The organism is Leeuwenhoekiella palythoae, assembly GCF_900130045.1.
GTDB classification, from domain to species: Bacteria; Bacteroidota; Bacteroidia; order Flavobacteriales; family Flavobacteriaceae; genus Leeuwenhoekiella; species Leeuwenhoekiella palythoae.
Genome location: NZ_FQXT01000004.1, coordinates 296,424 through 318,054 on the forward strand (window position 1 = coordinate 296,424; position 21,631 = coordinate 318,054).

A 21,631-nucleotide genomic window follows, 5' to 3' on the forward strand; every position below is an offset into this window, starting at 1 on the left:
TACACTTGTCTTCAATGCTTGCGCCGCCTTGAGATAACAAGAGGTTTTAAGCCAGCCTACTAACCTAATGTTAAGATTTTCAGAATAATTAACAAGTGGGATAATTTATCAACAAAGTGGTAGAATGTGGGAGGATGTGGTATAAAATTCTATATATTTGAAAATATTATACCTAAAACCTACTGTATTCTTGCTCAGTCTTATAGGAACATATGAGTGCAAAGTTGACGCAAAAGGAAGGCTCATGATGCCGTCTGCGTTGAAAAAACAGCTTGCAAAAGAGTTGCAGGAGGGCTTTGTGGTGAAGCGTTCTGTGTTTAATTCGTGTTTAGAGTTGTGGCCAATGTCTGAATGGGAGGTGATGATGAAAAAGCTCAACGGACTCAATCGCTTTGTGAAGAAAAACGTGGATTTCATCAGAAGGTTCACCGCAGGTGTAAAGTTAGTTGAAGCTGACGCTTCCGGGAGGTTGTTGATTCCTAAGGATCTGATCGCATTTGCGTCGATTACAAAGGATATCGTATTGACTTCCGGAGGAAATATCATTGAGATCTGGGATGCTGTAGGTTATGAAGAGGCGGTGAGCAATGATGATGGAGATTTTGCTGCCTTAGCAGAAGAAGTAATGGGAGATCAAAATGACATACCTGATGGATTATCATAACCCGGTCTTATTAAAAGAAACTGTTGATGGTTTGGCGATCAAACCTGACGGAGTTTATGTAGATGTGACTTTTGGTGGAGGTGGTCATTCTCGAGAGATCCTAAAACGTCTAGGTGCTGACGGTAAATTGTTTGCTTTTGACCAGGATAAAGACGCGTTGGAGAATGCTATTGATGATCCTAGGTTTACGCTCATTAATGAGAATTTTCGCTTTGCGAAGCGTTTTTTGAGGTTTTATGGAGCGGCACAAGTAGATGGTATTTTGGGTGATTTTGGAGTGTCGTCTCATCAGTTTGATGTTGCTGAGCGCGGATTCTCGACTCGTTTTGATGCAAAACTTGATATGCGCATGAATCAAGGTGATAAGCTTTCGGCGTATCACGTGGTTAATGAATATGCAGAAGAAGATCTGTCTCGAGTGTTGTTGCAGTACGGTGAATTGAGAAGTGCGCCTAAGCTGGCGAGAACTTTAGTTTCTGTGCGCAAAGATCAGCCTATAGAGACTACTGAAGATTTAAAGCAAGCGCTTCAATCGTATTTGCCTAAAGGGCGCGAGCATAAATTGTTGGCGCAGATTTATCAGGCGATCCGTATTGAAGTGAATCAGGAGTTAGAGGTGTTGAAAGAATTTCTTCAGCAAACTGAAGAAATGTTGAAACCCGGAGGGCGTTTGAGTTTGATCTCGTATCACTCATTAGAGGATAGGTTGGTAAAGCGCTATATGCGCAACGGTCTTTTTGAAGGGGAACCGGAGAAAGACATTTTTGGAAATTTCAGCGTGCCCTTTAAAAAGGTTGGCGGCTTGATCGTTCCATCTAAAGAAGAAATAAAACAAAACAACAGAGCGCGTAGTGCAAAGCTGCGTGTTGCTGAAAAATTATAAGGGATTTGAAAGAAGGTATTTATCACATACTTAAAGGTAAGTTCCTGTTTAGTGACGATGCGGTTAAAAACTGGCGTATGATCATTTTTTTGTCGGTTTTGGCAATTGTGATGATCGGGAGTTCGCATCGTGCAGATAAAAAAGTGCATCTGATCTCTCAGTTAAATGCTGAAGTAAAAGAATTGCATAGTGAATTTGTAGATACGCGGCTTGAAGCCCGGAGGTTAAAAATGGAAACCGTGGTAACGCGGCAAGTGGCAGAGCAAGGTTTAGCGCCTTCCTTGACGCCGCCCAAAAAAATTAAAGTAACAAAAACACCTTAAGTTCAAAATGGCTACTAGCGAAAAGAACATATTGAACCGGATGTATTTAGTGGCAGGAGGTATGTTTCTCTTCGCCCTTTTTGTTGCGTTTAAACTTTGCGACATTCAGTTGGCTGAAGGTGATAAATACAAAGAGCTTGCAGAAGCCCGTACCGAGCGTATGTTTACGATTCCGGCGAATCGCGGGAATTTGTATGCGGGTGACGGTAGCTTGTTAGCTACTTCGGTACCTAAATATGATATTCGTTTTGATGCTTTGGCTCCAAAGCAAACTGATTTTGAAGAAAACATTCAGGGACTTTCTAAAGGACTTGCTGAGCAATTGGGGAAACCGCAGTCTTATTATATAGACCTTTTGCGCAAAGCGCGAGTGAATAAAAACCGCTACTTGCTACTGGCGCGTAATCTGGGGTATTCAAAATATCTCGCGATTAAAAAATTGCCGCTATTTAATAAAGGTCCTTATAAAGGAGGAATTATCACCGAACAACGTACCGTGCGTGAGCATCCACTAGATAAAATTGCCGAGCGCACCATAGGTTACGATCGTCTTACAGAATATGGTCGTTATAGCGAAGCCGGTTTAGAAGGAGCTTTCGGTCCTTATTTAAGAGGTAAAGAAGGAAGACGTCTTAAGCAGCGCATTGCAAAAGGTCAATGGAAGCCCATAGGCGATGATAATATTGTTGAACCGCAGGATGGCTATGATGTAATTTCAACGATTGATGTCAATATTCAAGATATCGCGCATCACGCGTTATTGGCTTCGTTAGAAAAGTTTGAAGCAGACCACGGTTGTGTGGTGGTGATGGAAACAAAAACCGGTGAGATCAAAGCAATCTCAAATCTAGGTCGTACCGAAGATGGTGATGGGTATTATGAAGATCGAAATTACGCCGTTTACGAGTCGGCTGAACCGGGTTCTACTTTTAAGCTGATGGCGATGGTTGCTGCTCTTGAAGACCGGGTGATCGATACGAGTGATGTGGTAGATACCGAAAATGGCCGTGTGCGTTTTTATAATAGAACGGTATATGATTCACATTGGGGTGGATATGGGAAAATCTCTGCTGCGCGTGCATTCGAACTTTCTTCAAACACGGCTTTTGCTAAAATTATCAATGAAGGTTACAAAGATGACCCTAAGCGTTTCTTGAAGCGTCTTTATAATATGGGGCTTAATGACAAGTTGGGGCTTGAGATCAAGGGAGAAGGAAGTCCTAAGTTTCCGTACCCCGGTGATGCTAACTGGTACGGGACGACTTTACCTTGGATGGCTTTTGGTTATGGAGTTTCGCTTACGCCGTTGCAAACCCTGACGTTTTATAATGCCATAGCAAATGATGGAGAGATGGTTAAGCCACGCTTCATCAAAGAGGTTAAAAAATGGGATGCTTCCATAGAAAAATTTGAAAAAGAAGTGATCAATCCGGCGATCTGCTCGCAGTCTACAATTGATAAAGCACAGGAGATGATGAAGAATGTGGTAGAGCGCGGCACCGGAAAGGATATTTATTCTAAAAATTTCTCAATGTCCGGTAAAACAGGAACCTGCCAAACAGAATACTGGAAAGAAGAGGGGAAATACATCGCCTCTTTTGCTGGTTATTTTCCGGCTGAGAATCCTGAATATTCGTGCATAGTGGTTATTCATAAACCGAATAAAAAAATAGGCTATTATGGTGGTGTTGTCGCTGCGCCGGTGTTTAGAAAGATCGCACAAAAAGTGTACAGCGATACGCCGCTAGTTGATGAAGTAAAACTGGCTGATGCAAATACTTCTTCCGTAGAAAAAGATTTTGAGAACTATTATCAGCAAGCTCAGAAGGCAGCTGAGACAATTCCTAATGTAAGGGGGATGAGTGGGATGGACGCTGTTTCCCTGTTGGAGAATTTAGGCTTACAGGTAGAGTTTTCAGGAAGTGGAAAAGTAAAAAGCCAGTCACTTAAAGCCGGACAAAAATTAAGTAAAAATCAGAAAATCATTTTACAACTGTCGTGATTCTTTTAAAAGACATATTGTATAAAGTGACGCTGGAGTCGGTTACCGGAAATCCAAATGTACCTGTGAACGCGATTCATTTTGATTCGCGTAAGGTGGGGCTTAATGATGTTTTTGTGGCGATCAGCGGGACGCAAAGTGATGGTCATGATTTTATAAAAAAGGCTGAAGAACAAGGTGCGATAGCGATCATCTGCGAGCGCATGCCTGAAGTTTTTGTCAACGGCATTACGTATGTGCAAACTTCAGATACGGCACAGGCTTTGGCGGTGATGGCGTCTAATTATTATGAGAATCCATCTGAAAATTTAAAGTTAGTGGGCATCACCGGTACCAACGGTAAAACCACCATTGCGACTTTATTGCATCAGTTGTTTACTAAAGCTGGTTTTAAAGCCGGATTGCTTTCAACCGTAAAAGTTTTGGTAGGAGATGAGGAGTTTCCGGCAACGCATACCACTCCAGATTCGCTTACGATCAATAAATACCTGGCGATGATGAATGATGCCGGTGTAGAATATTGCTTTATGGAAGTGAGTTCGCACGGAATTCATCAAAAACGCACCGAAGGATTGCACTTTGAAGGTGGAATCTTTACCAATCTTAGTCACGATCACTTGGATTATCACAAGACGTTTGCAGAGTATCGGGATGTGAAGAAATCGTTCTTTGATCATCTGCCTAAAACGGCATTCGCCTTATCGAATATAGACGATAAGAACGGGCAGGTGATGTTGCAAAATACGCAGGCTAAAAAAGTGACTTATGCGCTAAAATCTTTTGCAGATTATCGCGCGCAGATTTTAGAAAATCAATTCACCGGACTGTTGTTAAAAGTGAATGATCAGGAAGTTTGGGTGAAGTTGATAGGCTCGTTTAATGCTTACAACGTATTGGCGATTTATGCTGCTGCAGAATTGCTAGGCTTAAGTCAGCTTGAAGCGCTTCAGTATTTATCAGAATTGACCAGTGTGAGCGGCCGATTTCAGTATATGATTTCAGCTAAAAAGATCACGGCAATTGTTGATTATGCGCATACACCTGATGCACTCAAAAATGTGCTGGAAACGATCAACGACATCCGTACAAAAAATGAAGAGTTGATTACCGTTGTGGGTTGTGGTGGAGATCGCGATCGAACCAAAAGACCAAAAATGGGAAAAATCGCTGCTGCACTAAGTACAAAAGTGGTTTTTACGAGCGATAACCCGCGTAGTGAAGATCCTGATGCGATTATTGAGGAGATTGAAAAAGGCGTGGAGCCTGTAGATTATAAGAAGACTGTAGCAATCACTTCGCGTAAGCAAGCGATCAAAGCAGCCTGCCAGATGGCAGAAGAAAATGACATCATTTTAATCGCCGGAAAAGGACACGAGACCTACCAAGAGGTAAAGGGAGAGCGTACCGATTTTGATGATTTTAAAATTGTAAAAGAACTATTAACCGAGCTGAATAAATAAGCAAAAGCCAAAGGCGAAAAAGAATTTTAAATGCTGTATTACCTTTTTGAATATTTAGAGCGTGCATACAACTTCCCCGGGGCAAGTTTATTTGGCTTTATCACGTTTCGCGCGGCAATAGCGATTATCATGTCGCTGGCGATTTCTACCATTTGGGGAAAGCGCATCATCTTGTATTTACAGAAAAAACAATTGGGCGAATCTATACGTGACTTAGGGTTAGAAGGTCAGGTAGAGAAAGCAGGAACCCCAACAATGGGTGGATTAATCATCATTTTGGCCACATTGATTCCGGTGTTTTTGTTAGCTAAGCTCGAAAATATTTATGTCATCCTTCTTATTGTGACCACGTTGTGGATGGGTGCCATAGGTTTTATGGATGATTTCTTGAAAATCAGAAAGAAGAACAAAGAAGGACTTCAGGGCAAGTTTAAGATATTTGGTCAGGTTGGTTTAGGAATTATTGTGGGTGCAACCATTTTCTTCCATCCGGGTGTGACTGTAAAAGATGAGATCGCAAATAAACCGGCGCAACAAGAAGAATTGGTTGACAGTTCTACGACCGAATTTTCTTCGGAAGAAAAAGCCTTAACGACCACCATTCCTTTTGTGAAAAATAATGAGATCGATTATAGCATTCTAGTGAGTTGGTTGGGCGAAGACTATGTGAAATATGCTTGGTTATTATTTATTCCTATTGTCATATTTATTGTTACTGCTGTGTCTAATGGGGCCAACCTTACGGATGGAATAGATGGCTTGGCTGCCGGCTCTTCAGCGATCATCGTACTCACTTTGGGAATTTTTGCGTGGGTGTCTGGTAACATCATCTTTAGTGATTATCTCGATGTGATGTACATCCCGCGTTCGGGAGAGATGGTAATTTTTATTACTGCATTCGTGGGAGCTCTAGTAGGGTTTTTATGGTACAACACGTATCCCGCCCAAATTTTTATGGGAGATACGGGAAGTTTAACCATAGGCGGAATCATCGCCGTGATCGCCATAGCTATTCGTAAAGAATTACTCATTCCATTACTATGCGGGATTTTCTTTATGGAAACGCTTTCGGTAATGCTGCAGGTGAGTTGGTTTAAATACACCAAGAAAAAAACAGGTGAAGGCCGTCGCATTTTTTTAATGTCGCCGTTGCATCACCATTACCAGAAAAAGGGCCTTCACGAGAGTAAGATCGTGACGCGCTTTTGGATTATAGGCATTTTACTCGCGATCATCACCATTGTCACTTTAAAAGTTAGATAGATGAAGCGGCTAGTGATCTTGGGTGGTGGTGAAAGCGGAATTGGCACCGCTATTTTGGGTAAAAAGGAAGGTTTTGAAGTTTTTGTCTCAGACTTTGGGAAGATAAAACCAAAATACCTTGACGTTCTTAAAAACATTGAAATTGAATGGGAAGACGGTGGTCACACCGAAGCAAAAATTCTCAATGCAGACCTCGTGATGAAGAGTCCGGGAATTCCTGATAAAGCACCACTAATTAAAAAGTTGGTTGAAGCAGGTATTTCTGTGATCTCAGAAATTGAGTTTGCAGCACGCTATACTAAGGCAACCTTGGTAGGGATTACCGGAAGCAATGGTAAAACCACCACCACTATGCTTATGGCGCACCTGCTTAAGCAAGCCGGATTGAAAAGTGTGGCTGCGGGAAATATTGGAGACAGTTTTGCAAAATGGGTGGCGCTTGATGATCAGGATTTTTATGCTCTAGAAATTAGCAGTTTCCAGCTAGATGGTATTGTAGATTTTGCGCCTCATATCGCGATTTTGACCAACATCACACCAGACCATTTGGATCGCTACGAGTACAAGTTTGAAAATTATATCAAGTCAAAATTCCGCATAGCGGAAAACCAGACCGAAAAGGATTACTTGATCTATGATGCAGACGATCCTGTGATTACTGATTGGTTAGCAAAGCATCCCGTGCGATCGCAGTGCATACCTTTTTCGATTTCAAAACAACAAAAAAAAGGAGCTTATTACGCTCAAGAAGAAATAAACATTTTAATTGACGATACAACAATGACTATGTCAACAAAAAACTTAACTATTAAAGGGGCGCATAACACTAAGAATGCGATGGCTGCGGCAACTGCTGCACGTTTATTAAGCATTCGCAAGGCGACCATTAGAGAATCTTTAGAGGGTTTTCAAGGGGTTGAACATCGCTTAGAGCAGGTGCTTAAGATCAATCACGTGTCTTATATCAACGATTCAAAAGCGACTAATGTGAACGCTACGTTTTATGCCTTAGATAGTATAAGTGCTCCAACGGTTTGGATTGTTGGCGGAGTGGATAAAGGAAATGATTATAAAGATCTTTTTCCATTAGTGAATGAAAAAGTAAAAGCGATCATTTGCCTTGGTGTTGATAATGCAAAGTTGATGCAGACCTTCTCAGGAATGGTAGAGAACATCATTGAAACTCAATCGATCACCGAAGCAGTGAAGATCGCTTACAAATTGAGCGATAAAGGAGATAATGTGTTGTTATCTCCAGCATGTGCAAGTTTTGACTTGTTTGAGAATTATGAAGATCGCGGGCGTCAATTTAAAGAAGCTGTACGCAATCTATAAAATAGAAAGTAACGTTGAGTAGAACCAAAAACATATTTTCAACCTTAAAAGGAGATCGAGCGATCTGGGCAATCACTGCCTTTTTAGCGCTGTTTTCCTTTTTACCGGTATTTAGTGCGAGCAGTAACCTTGCCTACTTATATGGTAATGGGGAAACATTGCCGTTTTTGGTGCGTCACTTTATGCATTTGGTTTTAGGTTTTGCGATCATTTATGGGGTGCACAAAGTGCCTGCGCATTACTTTAAGGGACTGTCAATTATAGGAATTCCTATTGTGATCATCCTTTTGTTGATCACGATGGCACAAGGGACGACCATTGATGGTGCCAACGCCAGTAGATGGATAAAAGTGCCGTTTGTTGGGATTACGTTTCAAACCTCGACTTTGGCTTCGGTGGTGTTGATGATCTATATCGCGCGTTATCTTTCAAAAATTAAGGATGAGCAAATCACGTTTAAAGAAAGCATTTTACCGCTTTGGGTACCGGTGGCTTTGGTTTTAGGATTGATCCTTCCGGCGAACTTTTCAACCACAGCGATCATTTTTGCGATGGTGTTGACGTTGGTGTTTATGGGCGGCTACCCGTTTAAATATTTAGCCATAATCGTAGCGACCGGTTTGCTAGCACTTACAATGTTTGTTTTGGCAGCTAAAGCATTTCCGGGGGTGTTTCCCAACCGTGTAGATACCTGGATGAGCCGTATAGACAGTTTTGCTGATGATGAAGATAGCGAAGGCGATTACCAGATAGAGAAAGCTAAAATCGCGATTGCAACCGGAGGCCTTACCGGTTTAGGACCGGGTAAAAGTGTTCAGAAAAACTTTTTGCCTCAATCCTCATCAGATTTTATTTATGCGATCATCGTAGAAGAATTTGGTCTGGTAGGAGGTTTGATGTTGTTGTTAATGTATTTGCTACTGCTATTTAGAATTTTAGTAGTAGCACATAAAGCCGATACGGTTTTCGGGAAGCTCGCCGTAATGGGAGTGGGTTTGCCTATCGTATTTCAGGCATTGATTAATATGGCGGTTGCGGTAGAATTATTTCCGGTGACCGGGCAGACCTTGCCACTGGTGAGTAGTGGTGGAACCTCGATCTGGATGACGTGTTTAGCGATCGGGATTATTTTAAGCGTAAGTGCTAAGCGTGATGAAGTGCGCGCTAAAGAAGAAGATGAGATGAATCCGCTTGATGTATTAAGCGAAGCGATGTAAACGAAAGTAACGATTTGAAGAACTATAAATTCATACTATCAGGAGGCGGAACCGGGGGGCACATTTACCCGGCGATTGCAATTGCCGATGCTTTAAAAGCAAAGTATCCGCAAGCGGAATTCCTTTTTGTGGGATCTCAAGATCGTATGGAAATGGAGAAAGTTCCTAAAGCAGGTTACGAGATCAAAGGACTGTGGATCGCGGGGCTTCAACGAAAGTTGACCTGGTCCAATTTAATGTTTCCATTTAAGCTGATCAGTAGTTTATTCAAGTCGGCAGGAATTATTAGAAAATTTAAGCCAGACGTAGTTATCGGTACCGGTGGTTTTGCGAGTGGTCCTTTGTTAGAAATGGCCACGCGTTACAACGTGCCGGCATTGATTCAGGAACAGAACAGTTATGCAGGTATAACCAATAAGCTTCTGGCTAAAAAGGTTCAGAAAATTTGTGTAGCGTATGATGAAATGCAGCGCTTTTTTCCGCAAGATAAGATTGTAAAAACAGGTAACCCTGTGCGTCAGGATTTGCTAGCGATTGATAGTTTGCGAGAGCAAGGGATGGCAAAATTCAACCTTAAAAAGAATAAAAAAACCTTATTGGTTTTAGGAGGAAGTCTGGGAGCTCGAGCCATTAATAAAATGCTGGATAGAGAATTGCAGTTCATCTTAGATCAAGAGGTGCAAATCATCTGGCAAAGTGGGCAATTGTACTATGAAGAATATAAAAAGCATAATGCCGTTGAGGATGTACAAGTGTTGCCATACATAGACACGATGAATCTGGCTTATGCTGCAGCTGATATCATTATCAGCAGAGCTGGGGCAGGATCTGTGTCTGAATTGATGTTAGTTGGGAAACCGGTGATTTTTATACCATCTCCCAATGTGGCAGAAGATCATCAGACCAAAAATGCAGAGGCGATCGTATCAAAAAACGCAGCGATTCTGTTGAAAGAGAAAGAAGCAGAACAACAGTTTAAGCCTGTTTTTAAAACACTAGTTCACGATGAAGCCAAGCAACAGCTTTTGGGTGATAATATTAAAAAGATCGCATTGCCACAGGCAACAGAACATATTGTAAACGAAGTAGAAAAATTATTAAAGCAGTAGGTGAAAACGCTTGATCACATATCGCATATTTATTTCATCGGCATTGGCGGAATTGGGATGAGCGCGCTTGCGCGTTATTTTCACGCTGCCGGGAAAGAAGTGGCGGGTTATGATAAAACACCTTCGCAGATTACAAGATCTCTTGAAGAGCTTGGGATCAGAATAAGTTATCAAGATACTTTGGAAGCGATTCCTGCTGAATTTAAAGTTTTAGACAAAACGCTGGTGGTTTATACACCTGCGGTTCCTAAAGCGCATACAGCCTATCAGTTTTATTTAACTGAAGGTTTTCAGATCAAAAAGCGGGCTGAAGTTTTAGGTTGGTTGACTCAAGAGAAATTCTGTTTTGCAGTCGCCGGAACCCACGGAAAAACCACAACCAGTGCAATGCTTGGTCATTTGATGGCATTTTGCGAGCTGCCGATGACCGCATTTTTAGGTGGAATTGCAGAAAATTATCAGAGTAACTTGATTCAGCAAGGTGAGGAAATTGTGGTTGTGGAAGCAGATGAGTTTGATCGCTCGTTTATGCAACTGTTTCCTAATATCGCGGCAATCACTTCGATGGATGCAGATCACCTGGATATTTACGGTGATGCTGAAGCTTTGCAGAAAAGCTTCAGAGATTTTGCAGCTCAAGTAAAAGAAGACGGTGTCCTGTTTGTAAAAAACGGATTACCGCTCGACGGAATTACTGTAGGTGTAGAAGACCATTCAGCCTATGCTGCTTTAAATGTAAAAATAGAAAACGGAGCTTACCATTTTGATTTAAAACATCCTGATGGGCTCATAGAAGATTTAGTGCTTAACCTGCCCGGTAGACATAATTTGTCTAATGCAACAACCGCTTTGGCGATGGCTTTACATTACGGCTGCCCTGCCGATAAGCTCGCCAAAGCTCTGTTTGCATTTAAAGGGGTTAATCGCAGGTTTACGTATCGTATTAAAAAGGAAAATGAGGTGCTCATTGATGATTATGCGCATCATCCTGCCGAAATAAACGCAGTGCATAGTGCTGTACGCGAGATGTACCCGAACAAACGAGTTTTGGCAGTTTTTCAGCCGCATTTGTTCAGTCGTACTCGTGATTTTATGGAAGAGTTTGCAGCGAGTTTAGCACAGTTTGATGAGTTGCTGCTTTTAGATATTTATCCGGCTCGCGAGGAACCTATAGAGGGAGTTACTTCTGAAAAGTTATTGGAGTTAATTCCGCTTACGCGAAAAGAAGTGATCTCAAAAGCACAACTGGAAGAGAAGTTGCAGGCGTCAAAAGCTACGATAAAAGTAATGATGGGGGCAGGAGATATAGGAGAAGAAATTTTAAAACTGACTAAAACATTAGCGGTATGAAAATCAATTGGTTTTACATAAGAATGCTGGTTTTGGTGGTCCTTACTCTGGGCTTGGTTGCCTTTACGCATAAGCGCAATGCCAACCGAAAAGTAAAAGAGGTTCAAATCAATTTTGAAGCAGGTGCAAACCTCTTTGTTACAGCAGAATCGGTTGATAAATTGTTGATACAAAACGGGAAACCTATTGAGGGGCAGTACAAAGAAATTTTAGATTTGAAAGACCTCGAAGATAAACTCGATGCGCACGCAATGATCGCAGATGCAGATGTTTATATGACGTTAGATGGTGTAGTGGGAGCGACTGTAAAGCAAAGAAAACCTCTAGCTCGAGTTCAGACTCAGACCCCGTTTTATATTGATGAAGAAGGCAAGACGATGCCGCTATCATCTAACTATTCGGCACGTGTGCCCTTAGTGACAGGTGTTTCACAAGAGCAGGTAAAAGAAGTTTATCCGCTTTTAAAGTATATACAAGAAGATAAAGTTCTGGCAACTCAGGTTGTTGGGATTTCAAGATTTAAAAATGGCGATTATAGTCTCACGTTAAGAGTGCTTGATTATGATGTCGTAATAGGCAAAATAGAGCAGTTGTCTAGTAAATTTTCTAACTACAAGGCATTTTATCAAAAGGCGATAAAAGACAATAGTCTTGAAGTTTATAAAAGTGTTGATCTGCGCTTTAAAGGGCAGGTCGTAGGGACAAAAAAGTAAGTTATGGAGCATAAGGACATAGCAGTAGGGCTAGATATTGGTACCACAAAGATTGTGGCAATGATAGGTAGGTATAACGAATATCATAAGCTAGAGATCTTGGGTATTGGTAAGTCTAAAAGTTTAGGCGTACATCGCGGGGTAGTGAATAATATCACGCAGACCATTCAGTCTATTCAGCAAGCTGTGCAGGAAGCGGAAAGTGTTTCCGGGATGAAAATAGAAGATGTAGTTGTGGGTATTGCCGGGCAGCATATACGCAGTTTGCAACATAGCGATTATATCACTCGTGCCGATGCAGATCAGGTAATAGGACCTAAAGACATCGATATGCTTTGCAACCAGGTGCATAAACTGGTTATGCTTCCGGGAGAAGAAATTATTCACGTGCTTCCGCAGGAATATAAAGTAGATGGTCAAGCCGAAATCACACAACCAATTGGGATGTATGGTGGAAGGTTAGAAGCCAATTTCCATGTGGTCGTAGGGCAGGTGAGCAGCATACGCAACATTGGTCGTTGTGTAAAAAGTGCAGGTCTCAATCTTGATAAAATAACGTTAGAGCCATTAGCTTCAGCAAACGCGGTACTGAGTCAGGAAGAGAAAGAGGCAGGAGTCGCACTTATTGATATAGGTGGTGGTACAACAGATCTCGCCATTTTTAAAGACGGAATCATTCGGCATACGGCGGTAATTCCATTTGGAGGTAATGTGATCACCGAAGATATCAAAGAAGGCTGCAGCATTATAGAAAAGCAGGCAGAGCTTCTTAAAATAAAGTTTGGTTCAGCGTGGCCAGGAGAGAATAAAGATAACGAGATCGTTTCTATTCCCGGATTACGTGGTAGAGAACCAAAAGAAATTACACTTAAAAACCTCTCTAAGATCATTCACGCACGCGTGGTAGAGATCGTAGAGCAGGTGTATCTCGAGATCAAAAATTACGGTCACGAGGAACAGAAGAAAAAGCTTATTGCAGGGATTGTACTTACCGGTGGTGGTTCACAACTGAAACACTTAAAGCAACTGGTAGAGTACATCACGGGGATGGATACACGTATAGGTTATCCTAACGAGCATTTGGCAGGTGATAGCGATTCAGAAACTACGAGTCCGTTGTATGCAACAGCCGTAGGTTTGGTGATGAATAGTTTAGAGCATCAACGCAACATTCAGGACGACGAGCCGCAGGATACTGCAGTGGTAGAAGAAGAACCTGTTATAGAACCGCTTCTGGAAGATGATCCTGCTGAACAAGAAGAAGAAAAGCCGGCAGCGGCAAAGAAACCACGCAAAAGCATTTTTGATACGTGGGCAGAAAAGTTTAAAGACTTTTTGGATAACGCAGAATAAAATAAAAAAACGATAAGCGAATACGTTTATAAAGCCAATAGAAAAAGAGAAAACAAAAGAAACAACCGGTAAAACGATATATTATGAGCAACACAGATTTTGAAAACATTTCGTTTGATTTACCAAAAAATCAGAGCAACGTCATCAAAGTGATAGGCGTAGGAGGTGGTGGTAGTAATGCCATCAACCATATGTTTAGTCAGGGGATTAAAGGAGTAGACTTTGTAGTCTGCAATACAGATGCACAAGCTTTAGAAAACAGTCCGGTGCCTATTAAAATTCAGTTGGGAGTAAGTCTTACTGAAGGTTTAGGTGCAGGCGCCAATCCTGAAGTTGGTGAGAAAGCAGCTATCGAGAGCTCTGAGGATGTAAAACAAATGTTAGGAACCAATACCAAAATGGTATTTATCACTGCCGGAATGGGTGGTGGTACCGGAACCGGAGCAGCTCCTGTGATTGCAAAAATGTCAAAAGAGATGGATGTACTTACCGTAGGTATTGTGACCATTCCGTTTCAGTTTGAAGGTAAAATGCGTAATGAACAAGCGCAGTTGGGAGTTGAAAAATTACGCTCGCATGTTGATTCGCTTATCGTGATCAACAACAATAAATTACGTGAGGTATATGGTAATCTTGGTTTTAAAGCAGGATTCAGCAAAGCAGACGAAGTTCTTGCTACCGCTTCAAGAGGTATTGCCGAAGTGATCACGCATCACTACACGCAAAACATTGACCTTCGTGATGCAAAAACCGTATTGAGTAATAGCGGAACCGCTATTATGGGTAGTGCTAATGCCAGTGGTGCGAGTCGTGCTCAGGACGCCATCAGAAAAGCATTAGACTCACCATTGTTGAACGACAATAAAATTACCGGTGCCAAGAACGTACTGTTGCTTATCGTTTCAGGAACCGAAGAGATCACTATTGATGAGATCGGTGAGATCAACGATCACATTCAAGATGAGGCTGGTCATAGCGCAAATATCATTATGGGTGTTGGAGAAGAAGAAAGCCTTGGAGATGCGATATCGGTAACAATTATCGCTACGGGGTTTAATGTAGAACAGCAAAATGATATCGTTAATACCGAAACGAAGAAGATCATTCACACCCTAGAAGATGAGCAGCGTGCACAACACGATTTAACGCCTAAAAATACCGGAGGGACGTTAAACTTTGACACACCTGCACCAAAAAAGGAAGCGCCGGCTCCTGAGAAAAAACCTATCGTGCATACGCTTGATGATACGGATGATCCAATGGATCTGATGGTAAATAAGCCTAAGAAGGAAACACCAAAGCCTAAAATGGATTTGATCCCGACGACAGAGTTGATCAGAAACCTTCAGGTGGTGTACGAGGAAGTTTTAGATCACTCTGAACCAGAGATCACTTTTGAAGAAGAGGAGGAAGAGCTAGAATTTAAAATCGTAAGTGTTGAAGAACCTACGTACAAACCTCAGGCAGATTTGTTTAATCAAGAGGAAGAAGAGCAGTTTACGCTTTCTTTTGACTTGCCATTAAATGAAAAAGCTTCTCCGACCCAAGAAGAATTTATTGCAGAAGATGAGGAGGAAGAAGTGGTGTATAATTTAGATGATGATATCAACGATATTGAGGTGAATAACCCTGTGGAAATCGTTTCGGTAACCGAAGTGAATGAAAACGGAGAAAAGCGTTACAGCCTTGATGATTATATGGAGATGGAAGATCATTTAAACAGTGCACAACCTACTCAGCAAAAACGAGCAGAACCTCAAAAGAAACAAGAGGAAGAGATCGCTTTTGAGCGCAAAACTGTTGCGCCTGTTGAGAAAGAAGAGGTAAAGGAAGAAGATGGTGATCCTATGAATGCGCCCATCTCTCAATTGCTTACCGAGCGCGCTGCAGAACGCAGACGTATGATGAAGGAGTTTAATTATAAATTCCATAATAATCAGTCGCGCATTGATGAGATTGAGAAGCAACCGGCTTATAAAAGAATGGGAGTAAATCTAGATTCAAATCCGAGTGCTAAAAGTTCTATTTCACGTACTTCTTTAAGCACCGATGAGAATGATGAGATGCAATTACGCAGAAACAATTCATTCTTACACGATAATGTCGATTAGTTAGTAAAAACCGATGTAGGAGCGGCCGTTAGTGAAAACTAGCGGCCTTTCTTTTTAGTGAAATGTGTGGTGTGAAAAGCGAATTTTGGCTATATTCGCTCTCCAAAAATTAAAGAAGTCATGAGTTTACAGACCGAAGTAATGACGGCGATGAAAGCAGCAATGAAAGCAAAAGATCAAAATGCTCTTGCCTCATTGCGCGCGATAAAATCAGCTATTCTTACAGCCCAAACCGAAAGTGGAGCGGGAGATGAGTTGTCTGAAGACCAAGAGATCAAAATGCTTCAGAAATTGGTAAAGCAACGCAAAGATAGTGCTGCGATTTATCAGGAGCAGGGGCGAGAAGAAATGGCTCAGGAAGAACTTGCGCAGGCTAAAGTGATCGAGCAGTTTTTACCAGAACAATTAAGTCAGGAAGAGATTGAGCAAGTCGTAGCGGCAATCATAGAGAAAACCGGAGCTAGCGGAATGCAGGATATGGGTAAAGTTATGGGGCTTGCTTCTCAAGAACTTGCCGGTAAAGCAGACGGTAAAACGATCTCGACTATCGTAAAAAGTAAATTAGCATAACAACTTTTCGCGCAAGCGAAAAAATACACGCATAGGCGCTCCCGATAACTATCGGGATGAATAGAACATCAGACTGACACTGATAGTAAAAGTCAATATAAATAGGCTCCGTGGCGCAACTGAATAGCGCATCAGATTTCGGCTCTGAGGGTTGGGGGTTTGAATCCCTCCGGGGTCACAAAAGGTCCAAATAAATGGATGCAAAAACCACGTATTTTTATTAAATACGTGGTTTTCAAGTTTTTAGACTATCATTTAATTTGAAGTGATTTCAGTTTAAATGGTAGCAATATGGTAACGTTTTTGCTTCACGGTAACAATTTTTAACCGCTGAGAAAATTACCTCTTTACGAGTTTTGATGGGATTGGATTTGACTTTCGTAACAATCAAGTTTAATTTAAATCAAAAGCTATGCGAACTTCAAAAACCTTTTCAATTCAGTTTTGGGCTGATACACGCAAAAACAAAAATGGGGAAGTGCTTATTTATGCACGAATCACCATGGATCAAAAGAGATTAAGCATTAGTCTCAAACGAAATGTTCCTCTAGAATTATGGGATAGTCAAAATAAGCGGGTTCTTGGTAACTCGGTTATGGCTAAACAACTGAATCAATATCTTGATCTGGCCAAATCTCAATTGTATCAAAGCTATATGGAGCTGAAAGCAGCAGATAAGGTGCTAACGGCTCAAATGATCAAGGATTATTTTATGGGAGAAGATAAAAGCACTAAAACTCTTGTTCAATTGATCGATTATCACAGAGAGAAAATCAAGGGTACACTTGCTAAGGGCACTATTCGGAATTTTCGAATTACGGAAAGCTATGTTCTCAAATTCTTAAAATCAAATAAGCTTGAGGATATCTTTCTTTCGCGATTGGATTATAAGTTTATTTGCGATTTTGAAACCTTTTTGGTTCAATACTACCCTAAAGGGCATCCAAGAGCTATGAGTCACAATACGGTGATGAAACACATTCAGCGGCTACGGAAAATGATTCGACTCGCTTATCATTTAGAGTGGCTGGACAAGGATCCGTTTAGACGCTGGAAAACTACCTTTGAAAAAACAGATCGAGAATTCCTCTCTGAACACGAATTGTCTAATTTGGCTACCTATGAATTTCCACTAGAGCGTTTAGAACGTGTTCGTGATCTATTTTTGTTTAGTTGTTATACCGGAATCAGTTATGTGGATTTAAACAAGCTAACACCTAATAATATCTGGAAGGGTGAAGACGATAAAAAATGGATTGTCACGAACAGGCAGAAAACAAATACCCGTGTAAAAGTACCTTTAATGCCTACGGCCCTTAGGCTTATTGAAAAGTATAGGGAGCATCCATTAACAGAAGTTTCAGGTACTTTATTCCCACCTATAACTAACGAGCGTGCCAATTTATATTTAAAAGAAATTGCGGAAGCTTGTGGACTTACTAAGAATCTGACGTTCCATATGGCACGTCATACGTTTGCTACAACGGTGACACTGAGCAATGGAATGCCAATAGAAACCGTTTCTAAGCTTTTAGGACATACCAAAATAGCAACTACACAGATCTATGCACGCGTTTTAGATAAAAAAGTAGAAGAGGATATGAACAAACTTCAAGAAGTTCTGCAATCTAAAACTACTTCCTCTAATAAAGCTGCTGGTAGGTTGAAGATTATAAGATAGTGGCGGTTTAAATTTTGCTTTTGGAGACAGCCTTACTTTGCACGACCGTAGAAAAATATACAATTAAAGGCTATTCATTCTAATTGAGGCTGTACTGAAACATCAGTCAGCCTCTTTCTTTTTGGAAGTATTTATAACAGTCGCTGTCTTAATGTCAACTCCCTGAAGTGCTCTTATTGTGCTAAATTCGAACTAGTATGGAAGCATCCATTGTTTTAAGTAGTTCTAAAATCTTACTCGGCTTTCATTTTTTGAGCTCTTCATTTGGTGTCTTGAACAAATGATGAAGGCTTATTTTGATGTATAGGTACATATTTTTCAATAATGTATTCAGTTATTGCTTTAAGAGTTTCTCCATTTACAGGATGTAAACCGGCAGAGGTGTAATATTCAATTTCTCCTTGATCATTTTTGTAATACCAGAATAATGGTTTTTGATTCTGTTCTGAAAAGAATTGAGTCGTGATATCTACATCGACCCGTCTAAAGTTCTCAAAACGTTTCTTTTCATACGGCTCAATTGCAGTTCCATAAGTAGAATAGGCTCCTGATCCGCAGGCTATTTCTTCGAATTCAGAACCTGTCCAAGTCATGCATTTTATAGATGCACTTGGTTCGGATGCTCTATTCTTAGCGATAAAATAAACTATAATTATTAACGTCAGGGCAAATGTCCCAAAAATAGAAATCGAATACCATCTTTTTTGATTCGATAGAGCTTTAACTTTTACGGATGAGTCATCAATTTCTTCATTTTCTCTTAAGCCAATTTCTTCTTGTACTAGTTCCTTTGCTTTGTTATTTTCAACGTATTCAGCATAATCTCTATAGCCCAAATATCTACAAAACTCTTCGATTGTATTTGCTATAGGCTTATTGCCTTTACCTCTTCCATTGATATACTTATCAAAAGCTCTTTCTACGGTTCGATAACTTAATGTTGTTGTAGCCTCAACTTCTTTAGATAAAGCGTAATTACTGTGAGAGGCTGATTTATTTTGAGCTTTTTCAAATACTTCTTTCGTGATTTTCTTTAAGTAGAATTCCTCCATTATTCTAAAAATACAAATTAAATATAGACATCTATTAGACAAGTGCTTCTATGAAGGCTTGTGATTATTGGTGTCGAAAAGTTGTCCAATACAAGTCTAATGCTTGTCTGCAACCAAACCTTCATCCTTCCTTTACTTTGTTCCTGAGAATGATTGCTGCTATGTATAGCTAACATAGCTTTTCTAGAACATTCATTCTTACGGAAATCTATAATGCAGTGGCTCGGCCAATTTGGAAAGTAGCTTAAAGCTGCTGCATAAGATTTCCACTTTCCAAAAAACAAAAGGAGTACTCCAAAACTCAATGATGGCTGAAAAGCGAAACTCTGGGAACTACCCGGACAGCCATCCCTTTGTTCAATCACAAAATTTAAGAAGATGAAGAAAATTATAATAGCCCTATGTATTGTGGCATTTAATGGCGTGCTCGCCTCTTGTAGTGCAGACGCTTATGAAGAACGTTTAATTACCAACACTCAGGCTACTGAAGGTGATGATGAAAAAGTAACACCGCCGCCACCGCCGCCGCCACCGTCAGAAGGCGATGAATAATGCAGATAAAACAAAAAGGCTTGTAGTAACCTATAAGCCTTTTTTAGTAGTTTTAGGCTAAAACACAAGATGTTGTACAGTCGCTTTTTTTTGATAATATGTTTTTTAGCTATTGGATGTACCAGTCGTACAGATACAAGTTTAGATTTTGTGCTTGACACAGATGATTTTGATTCAATAAGTTACTACGATTTAAAAGCTCAGAAGAAGGAATACAGCTTACAACAGCGTAATGAGTTTGCCACTAAAGCATTTATAAAGGTTCGGCATAAAACTGTTGATTTGCGTTTTGGACGCCTTCTCTACCAAAAAAACTATTTGCATTTATTATTAGGGGAGTATGACAGTTTATTACATTATGACAAGTTAATTAACAATAACAATCTTTTAGATGATCCCCATATACTTGCGATGCATCAATATCTTATGGGTTATTATTTTGAGACAATAGTACAGCAACCAGATAGTGCTTTTAATCATTATACTAAATCACAATTTTACTACCAGCAAGCGAGCGATAGCAGTGGTGTAGCTAAAGCGCTGCTAAATATGGGTGGGATTCAAAAGGAACAAAATGATTTTTTTGGAAGTAAAGAGACTCTAACCGAAGCTTTGAAATTCACCATAAAAAACAAAGATCAACAAACCTATTTTTCGATATTAGATAGACTAGCTCAAGATCATCGGAAATTAAAAAACTTACAAGAAGCAGCCGCTCTTTATCAAATAATTCTAAAAGAATCACCTCTTCAAGATTTGGCTGCTTATCAGAATAATCTAGCGACCATATATATAGATCAGAAAAAGTTTACAGATGCAATTACTCTTCTAGAAGTTATCTCAGGTGATGATTTGCAGCATTCAAATACACTCACGGCTAGAGTACTTGATAATTTGGCTTATGCAAAATGGTCTATGGGAACTAGTGTTCCTCCTGAAAATTTTTTATTAGCTCTAGAAATACGTAAAGATATAAATGATCTCAAAGGAGTTTTGGCAAGTTATACCCATTTAGGAGAGTTTTACATGGAAAGACAACCAAATCGCGCTATGGTCTATTTTGATTCGGTGATTGATATTTCCCGAAAACTTAATATTCCACGTGCAGAACAGGAAGCATTAAAATTTAAAATGCAGTTGGCTCCACAAAACATTACCTATAAGAACCGGTATATTACATTGCAAGACAGTTTATCTGCATCTGAACTTAAAGTCAAAACCCAATTTGCAAAATATAAATATGATGACAAATTAAAGCAAGAATCTATTCTAAGATTAGAGAAGGAAAAAGCAACAAAAGAGTTAGAAGCATCGCGTGAGCGAACTGCTAAGTGGGCTTTTTTTATAGGTGTTTTAGGACTTTTTATTTTATTGGTTTTAGGTTATTACCTCTATAAACAGCGTGTAAGGCGCTTGAGAACCCAAAACAGGGCAGACCGGGTTGAGGCCTCTTATAAAACAGAAGCGGTATTATCGCAGCGTTTGCACGACGATTTTGGCGCTGGTTTGCATCACGTGATGCTTTTGGTACAAAGCAAATCTGAGCCAGAAAAAATACTCAACGAGCTTGACAAACTGTATCAGCAAAGCAGGGACTTTTCACGCGAAATCAATGCAGTAGATACGGGAGTGAACTATAAGGAGGCGCTTTACACCATGCTTGACCAGATTAAACCTGAAAATACCCGGCTGCTTATTTCGGGCAGTAAGGAAATTACTTGGCAAGTTTTGAGCAATGTGACAAAAATAACGCTGTATAAAGTTTTACGGGAATTGTTTATCAATATGGCTAAGCACAGTCAAGCTACGATAGTCACTTTAAACTTTAAAAAGAATTCTGAAGGTATTGAAATACGTTATTCTGATAACGGAGTAGGGGTATCTCAAAACGAGAAAATTATAAAAAATGGACTTCTCAATACAGAAAAACGTATTGAAGCCATAGGGGGGAACGATTACTTTTGATTCTATACAAGGCGATGGATTTAAGGCA

18 protein-coding genes and 1 tRNA gene are annotated in these 21,631 nt (G+C 40.4%); 18 read left to right on the forward strand and 1 reads right to left on the reverse strand.

Annotated elements, in window-relative coordinates:
* Positions 1–190: 190 nt before the first annotated feature.
* The 16 genes from mraZ to BUA96_RS11775 all read left to right on the forward strand — a co-directional run bounded on the left by mraZ (position 191) and on the right by BUA96_RS11775 (position 18,034).
* Entirely contained in the window at positions 191–664 is a 474-nt protein-coding gene (gene mraZ / locus BUA96_RS11700) for a division/cell wall cluster transcriptional repressor MraZ (protein ID WP_072983290.1), read from the forward strand.
* The gene (gene rsmH / locus BUA96_RS11705) at positions 651–1,547 is read left to right on the forward strand and encodes a 16S rRNA (cytosine(1402)-N(4))-methyltransferase RsmH (RefSeq protein ID WP_072983292.1); all 897 of its coding nucleotides are present in this window, start codon (positions 651–653) and stop codon (positions 1,545–1,547) included. The genes mraZ and rsmH overlap by 14 nt, the downstream gene beginning before the upstream one ends.
* A 5-nt stretch (positions 1,548–1,552) precedes the next feature.
* Positions 1,553–1,870 (forward strand): FtsL-like putative cell division protein, encoded by a 318-nt coding sequence (locus BUA96_RS11710; protein WP_072983294.1) that lies wholly within the window; start codon positions 1,553–1,555, stop codon positions 1,868–1,870.
* 7 nt (positions 1,871–1,877) lie between these two features.
* The gene (locus BUA96_RS11715) at positions 1,878–3,872 is read left to right on the forward strand and encodes a penicillin-binding protein (RefSeq protein ID WP_072983296.1); all 1,995 of its coding nucleotides are present in this window, start codon (positions 1,878–1,880) and stop codon (positions 3,870–3,872) included.
* Positions 3,869–5,332: a UDP-N-acetylmuramoyl-L-alanyl-D-glutamate--2,6-diaminopimelate ligase gene (locus BUA96_RS11720; protein WP_072983298.1), complete on the forward strand. Its 1,464-nt coding sequence runs from the start codon at positions 3,869–3,871 to the stop codon at positions 5,330–5,332. The genes BUA96_RS11715 and BUA96_RS11720 overlap by 4 nt, the downstream gene beginning before the upstream one ends.
* Positions 5,333–5,362: 30 nt before the next feature.
* Positions 5,363–6,595 (forward strand): phospho-N-acetylmuramoyl-pentapeptide-transferase, encoded by a 1,233-nt coding sequence (gene mraY / locus BUA96_RS11725; protein WP_072983299.1) that lies wholly within the window; start codon positions 5,363–5,365, stop codon positions 6,593–6,595.
* Positions 6,596–7,930: a UDP-N-acetylmuramoyl-L-alanine--D-glutamate ligase gene (gene murD / locus BUA96_RS11730; RefSeq protein ID WP_072983301.1), complete on the forward strand. Its 1,335-nt coding sequence runs from the start codon at positions 6,596–6,598 to the stop codon at positions 7,928–7,930.
* A gap of 14 nt (positions 7,931–7,944) precedes the next feature.
* Positions 7,945–9,147: an FtsW/RodA/SpoVE family cell cycle protein gene (locus BUA96_RS11735; protein ID WP_072983302.1), complete on the forward strand. Its 1,203-nt coding sequence runs from the start codon at positions 7,945–7,947 to the stop codon at positions 9,145–9,147.
* A gap of 14 nt (positions 9,148–9,161) precedes the next feature.
* Complete coding sequence (murG, locus tag BUA96_RS11740; protein ID WP_072983304.1) at positions 9,162–10,256, forward strand: undecaprenyldiphospho-muramoylpentapeptide beta-N-acetylglucosaminyltransferase; 1,095 nt, start codon at positions 9,162–9,164, stop codon at positions 10,254–10,256.
* Positions 10,257–11,606 (forward strand): UDP-N-acetylmuramate--L-alanine ligase, encoded by a 1,350-nt coding sequence (gene murC / locus BUA96_RS11745; RefSeq protein WP_072983306.1) that lies wholly within the window; start codon positions 10,257–10,259, stop codon positions 11,604–11,606.
* Entirely contained in the window at positions 11,603–12,319 is a 717-nt protein-coding gene (locus BUA96_RS11750; RefSeq protein ID WP_072983308.1) for a cell division protein FtsQ/DivIB, read from the forward strand. Before murC ends, BUA96_RS11750 begins: the two co-directional genes overlap by 4 nt.
* 3 nt (positions 12,320–12,322) lie before the next feature.
* Positions 12,323–13,672, forward strand: coding sequence for a cell division protein FtsA (gene ftsA / locus BUA96_RS11755; RefSeq protein WP_072983309.1), 1,350 nt, complete (start codon positions 12,323–12,325; stop codon positions 13,670–13,672).
* A gap of 83 nt (positions 13,673–13,755) precedes the next feature.
* Positions 13,756–15,783 carry a cell division protein FtsZ gene (gene ftsZ / locus BUA96_RS11760; RefSeq protein WP_072983311.1) on the forward strand — a complete coding sequence of 676 codons (2,028 nt, stop codon included), beginning with the start codon at positions 13,756–13,758 and terminating at the stop codon, positions 15,781–15,783.
* A gap of 120 nt (positions 15,784–15,903) precedes the next feature.
* Positions 15,904–16,353, forward strand: coding sequence for a GatB/YqeY domain-containing protein (locus BUA96_RS11765; RefSeq protein ID WP_072983313.1), 450 nt, complete (start codon positions 15,904–15,906; stop codon positions 16,351–16,353).
* A gap of 104 nt (positions 16,354–16,457) precedes the next feature.
* Positions 16,458–16,531: transfer RNA gene (locus BUA96_RS11770), tRNA-Arg, on the forward strand.
* A 234-nt stretch (positions 16,532–16,765) separates the two neighbouring features.
* The gene (locus BUA96_RS11775) at positions 16,766–18,034 is read left to right on the forward strand and encodes a site-specific integrase (RefSeq protein WP_072983315.1); all 1,269 of its coding nucleotides are present in this window, start codon (positions 16,766–16,768) and stop codon (positions 18,032–18,034) included.
* Between the two features lie 260 nt (positions 18,035–18,294).
* Here the strand turns inward: BUA96_RS11775 and BUA96_RS11780 are convergent, their stop codons facing one another.
* Positions 18,295–19,086 (reverse strand): hypothetical protein, encoded by a 792-nt coding sequence (locus tag BUA96_RS11780; protein WP_072983317.1) that lies wholly within the window; start codon positions 19,084–19,086, stop codon positions 18,295–18,297.
* A gap of 378 nt (positions 19,087–19,464) precedes the next feature.
* On the opposite strand from BUA96_RS11780, the gene BUA96_RS17295 reads away from it, so the two are divergent.
* Together BUA96_RS17295 and BUA96_RS11785 are read left to right on the forward strand one after the other, a co-directional pair.
* Positions 19,465–19,638: a hypothetical protein gene (locus BUA96_RS17295; RefSeq protein ID WP_164916928.1), complete on the forward strand. Its 174-nt coding sequence runs from the start codon at positions 19,465–19,467 to the stop codon at positions 19,636–19,638.
* A gap of 150 nt (positions 19,639–19,788) precedes the next feature.
* Positions 19,789–21,603: an ATP-binding protein gene (locus BUA96_RS11785; protein WP_164916929.1), complete on the forward strand. Its 1,815-nt coding sequence runs from the start codon at positions 19,789–19,791 to the stop codon at positions 21,601–21,603.
* Positions 21,604–21,631 lie beyond the last annotated feature (28 nt).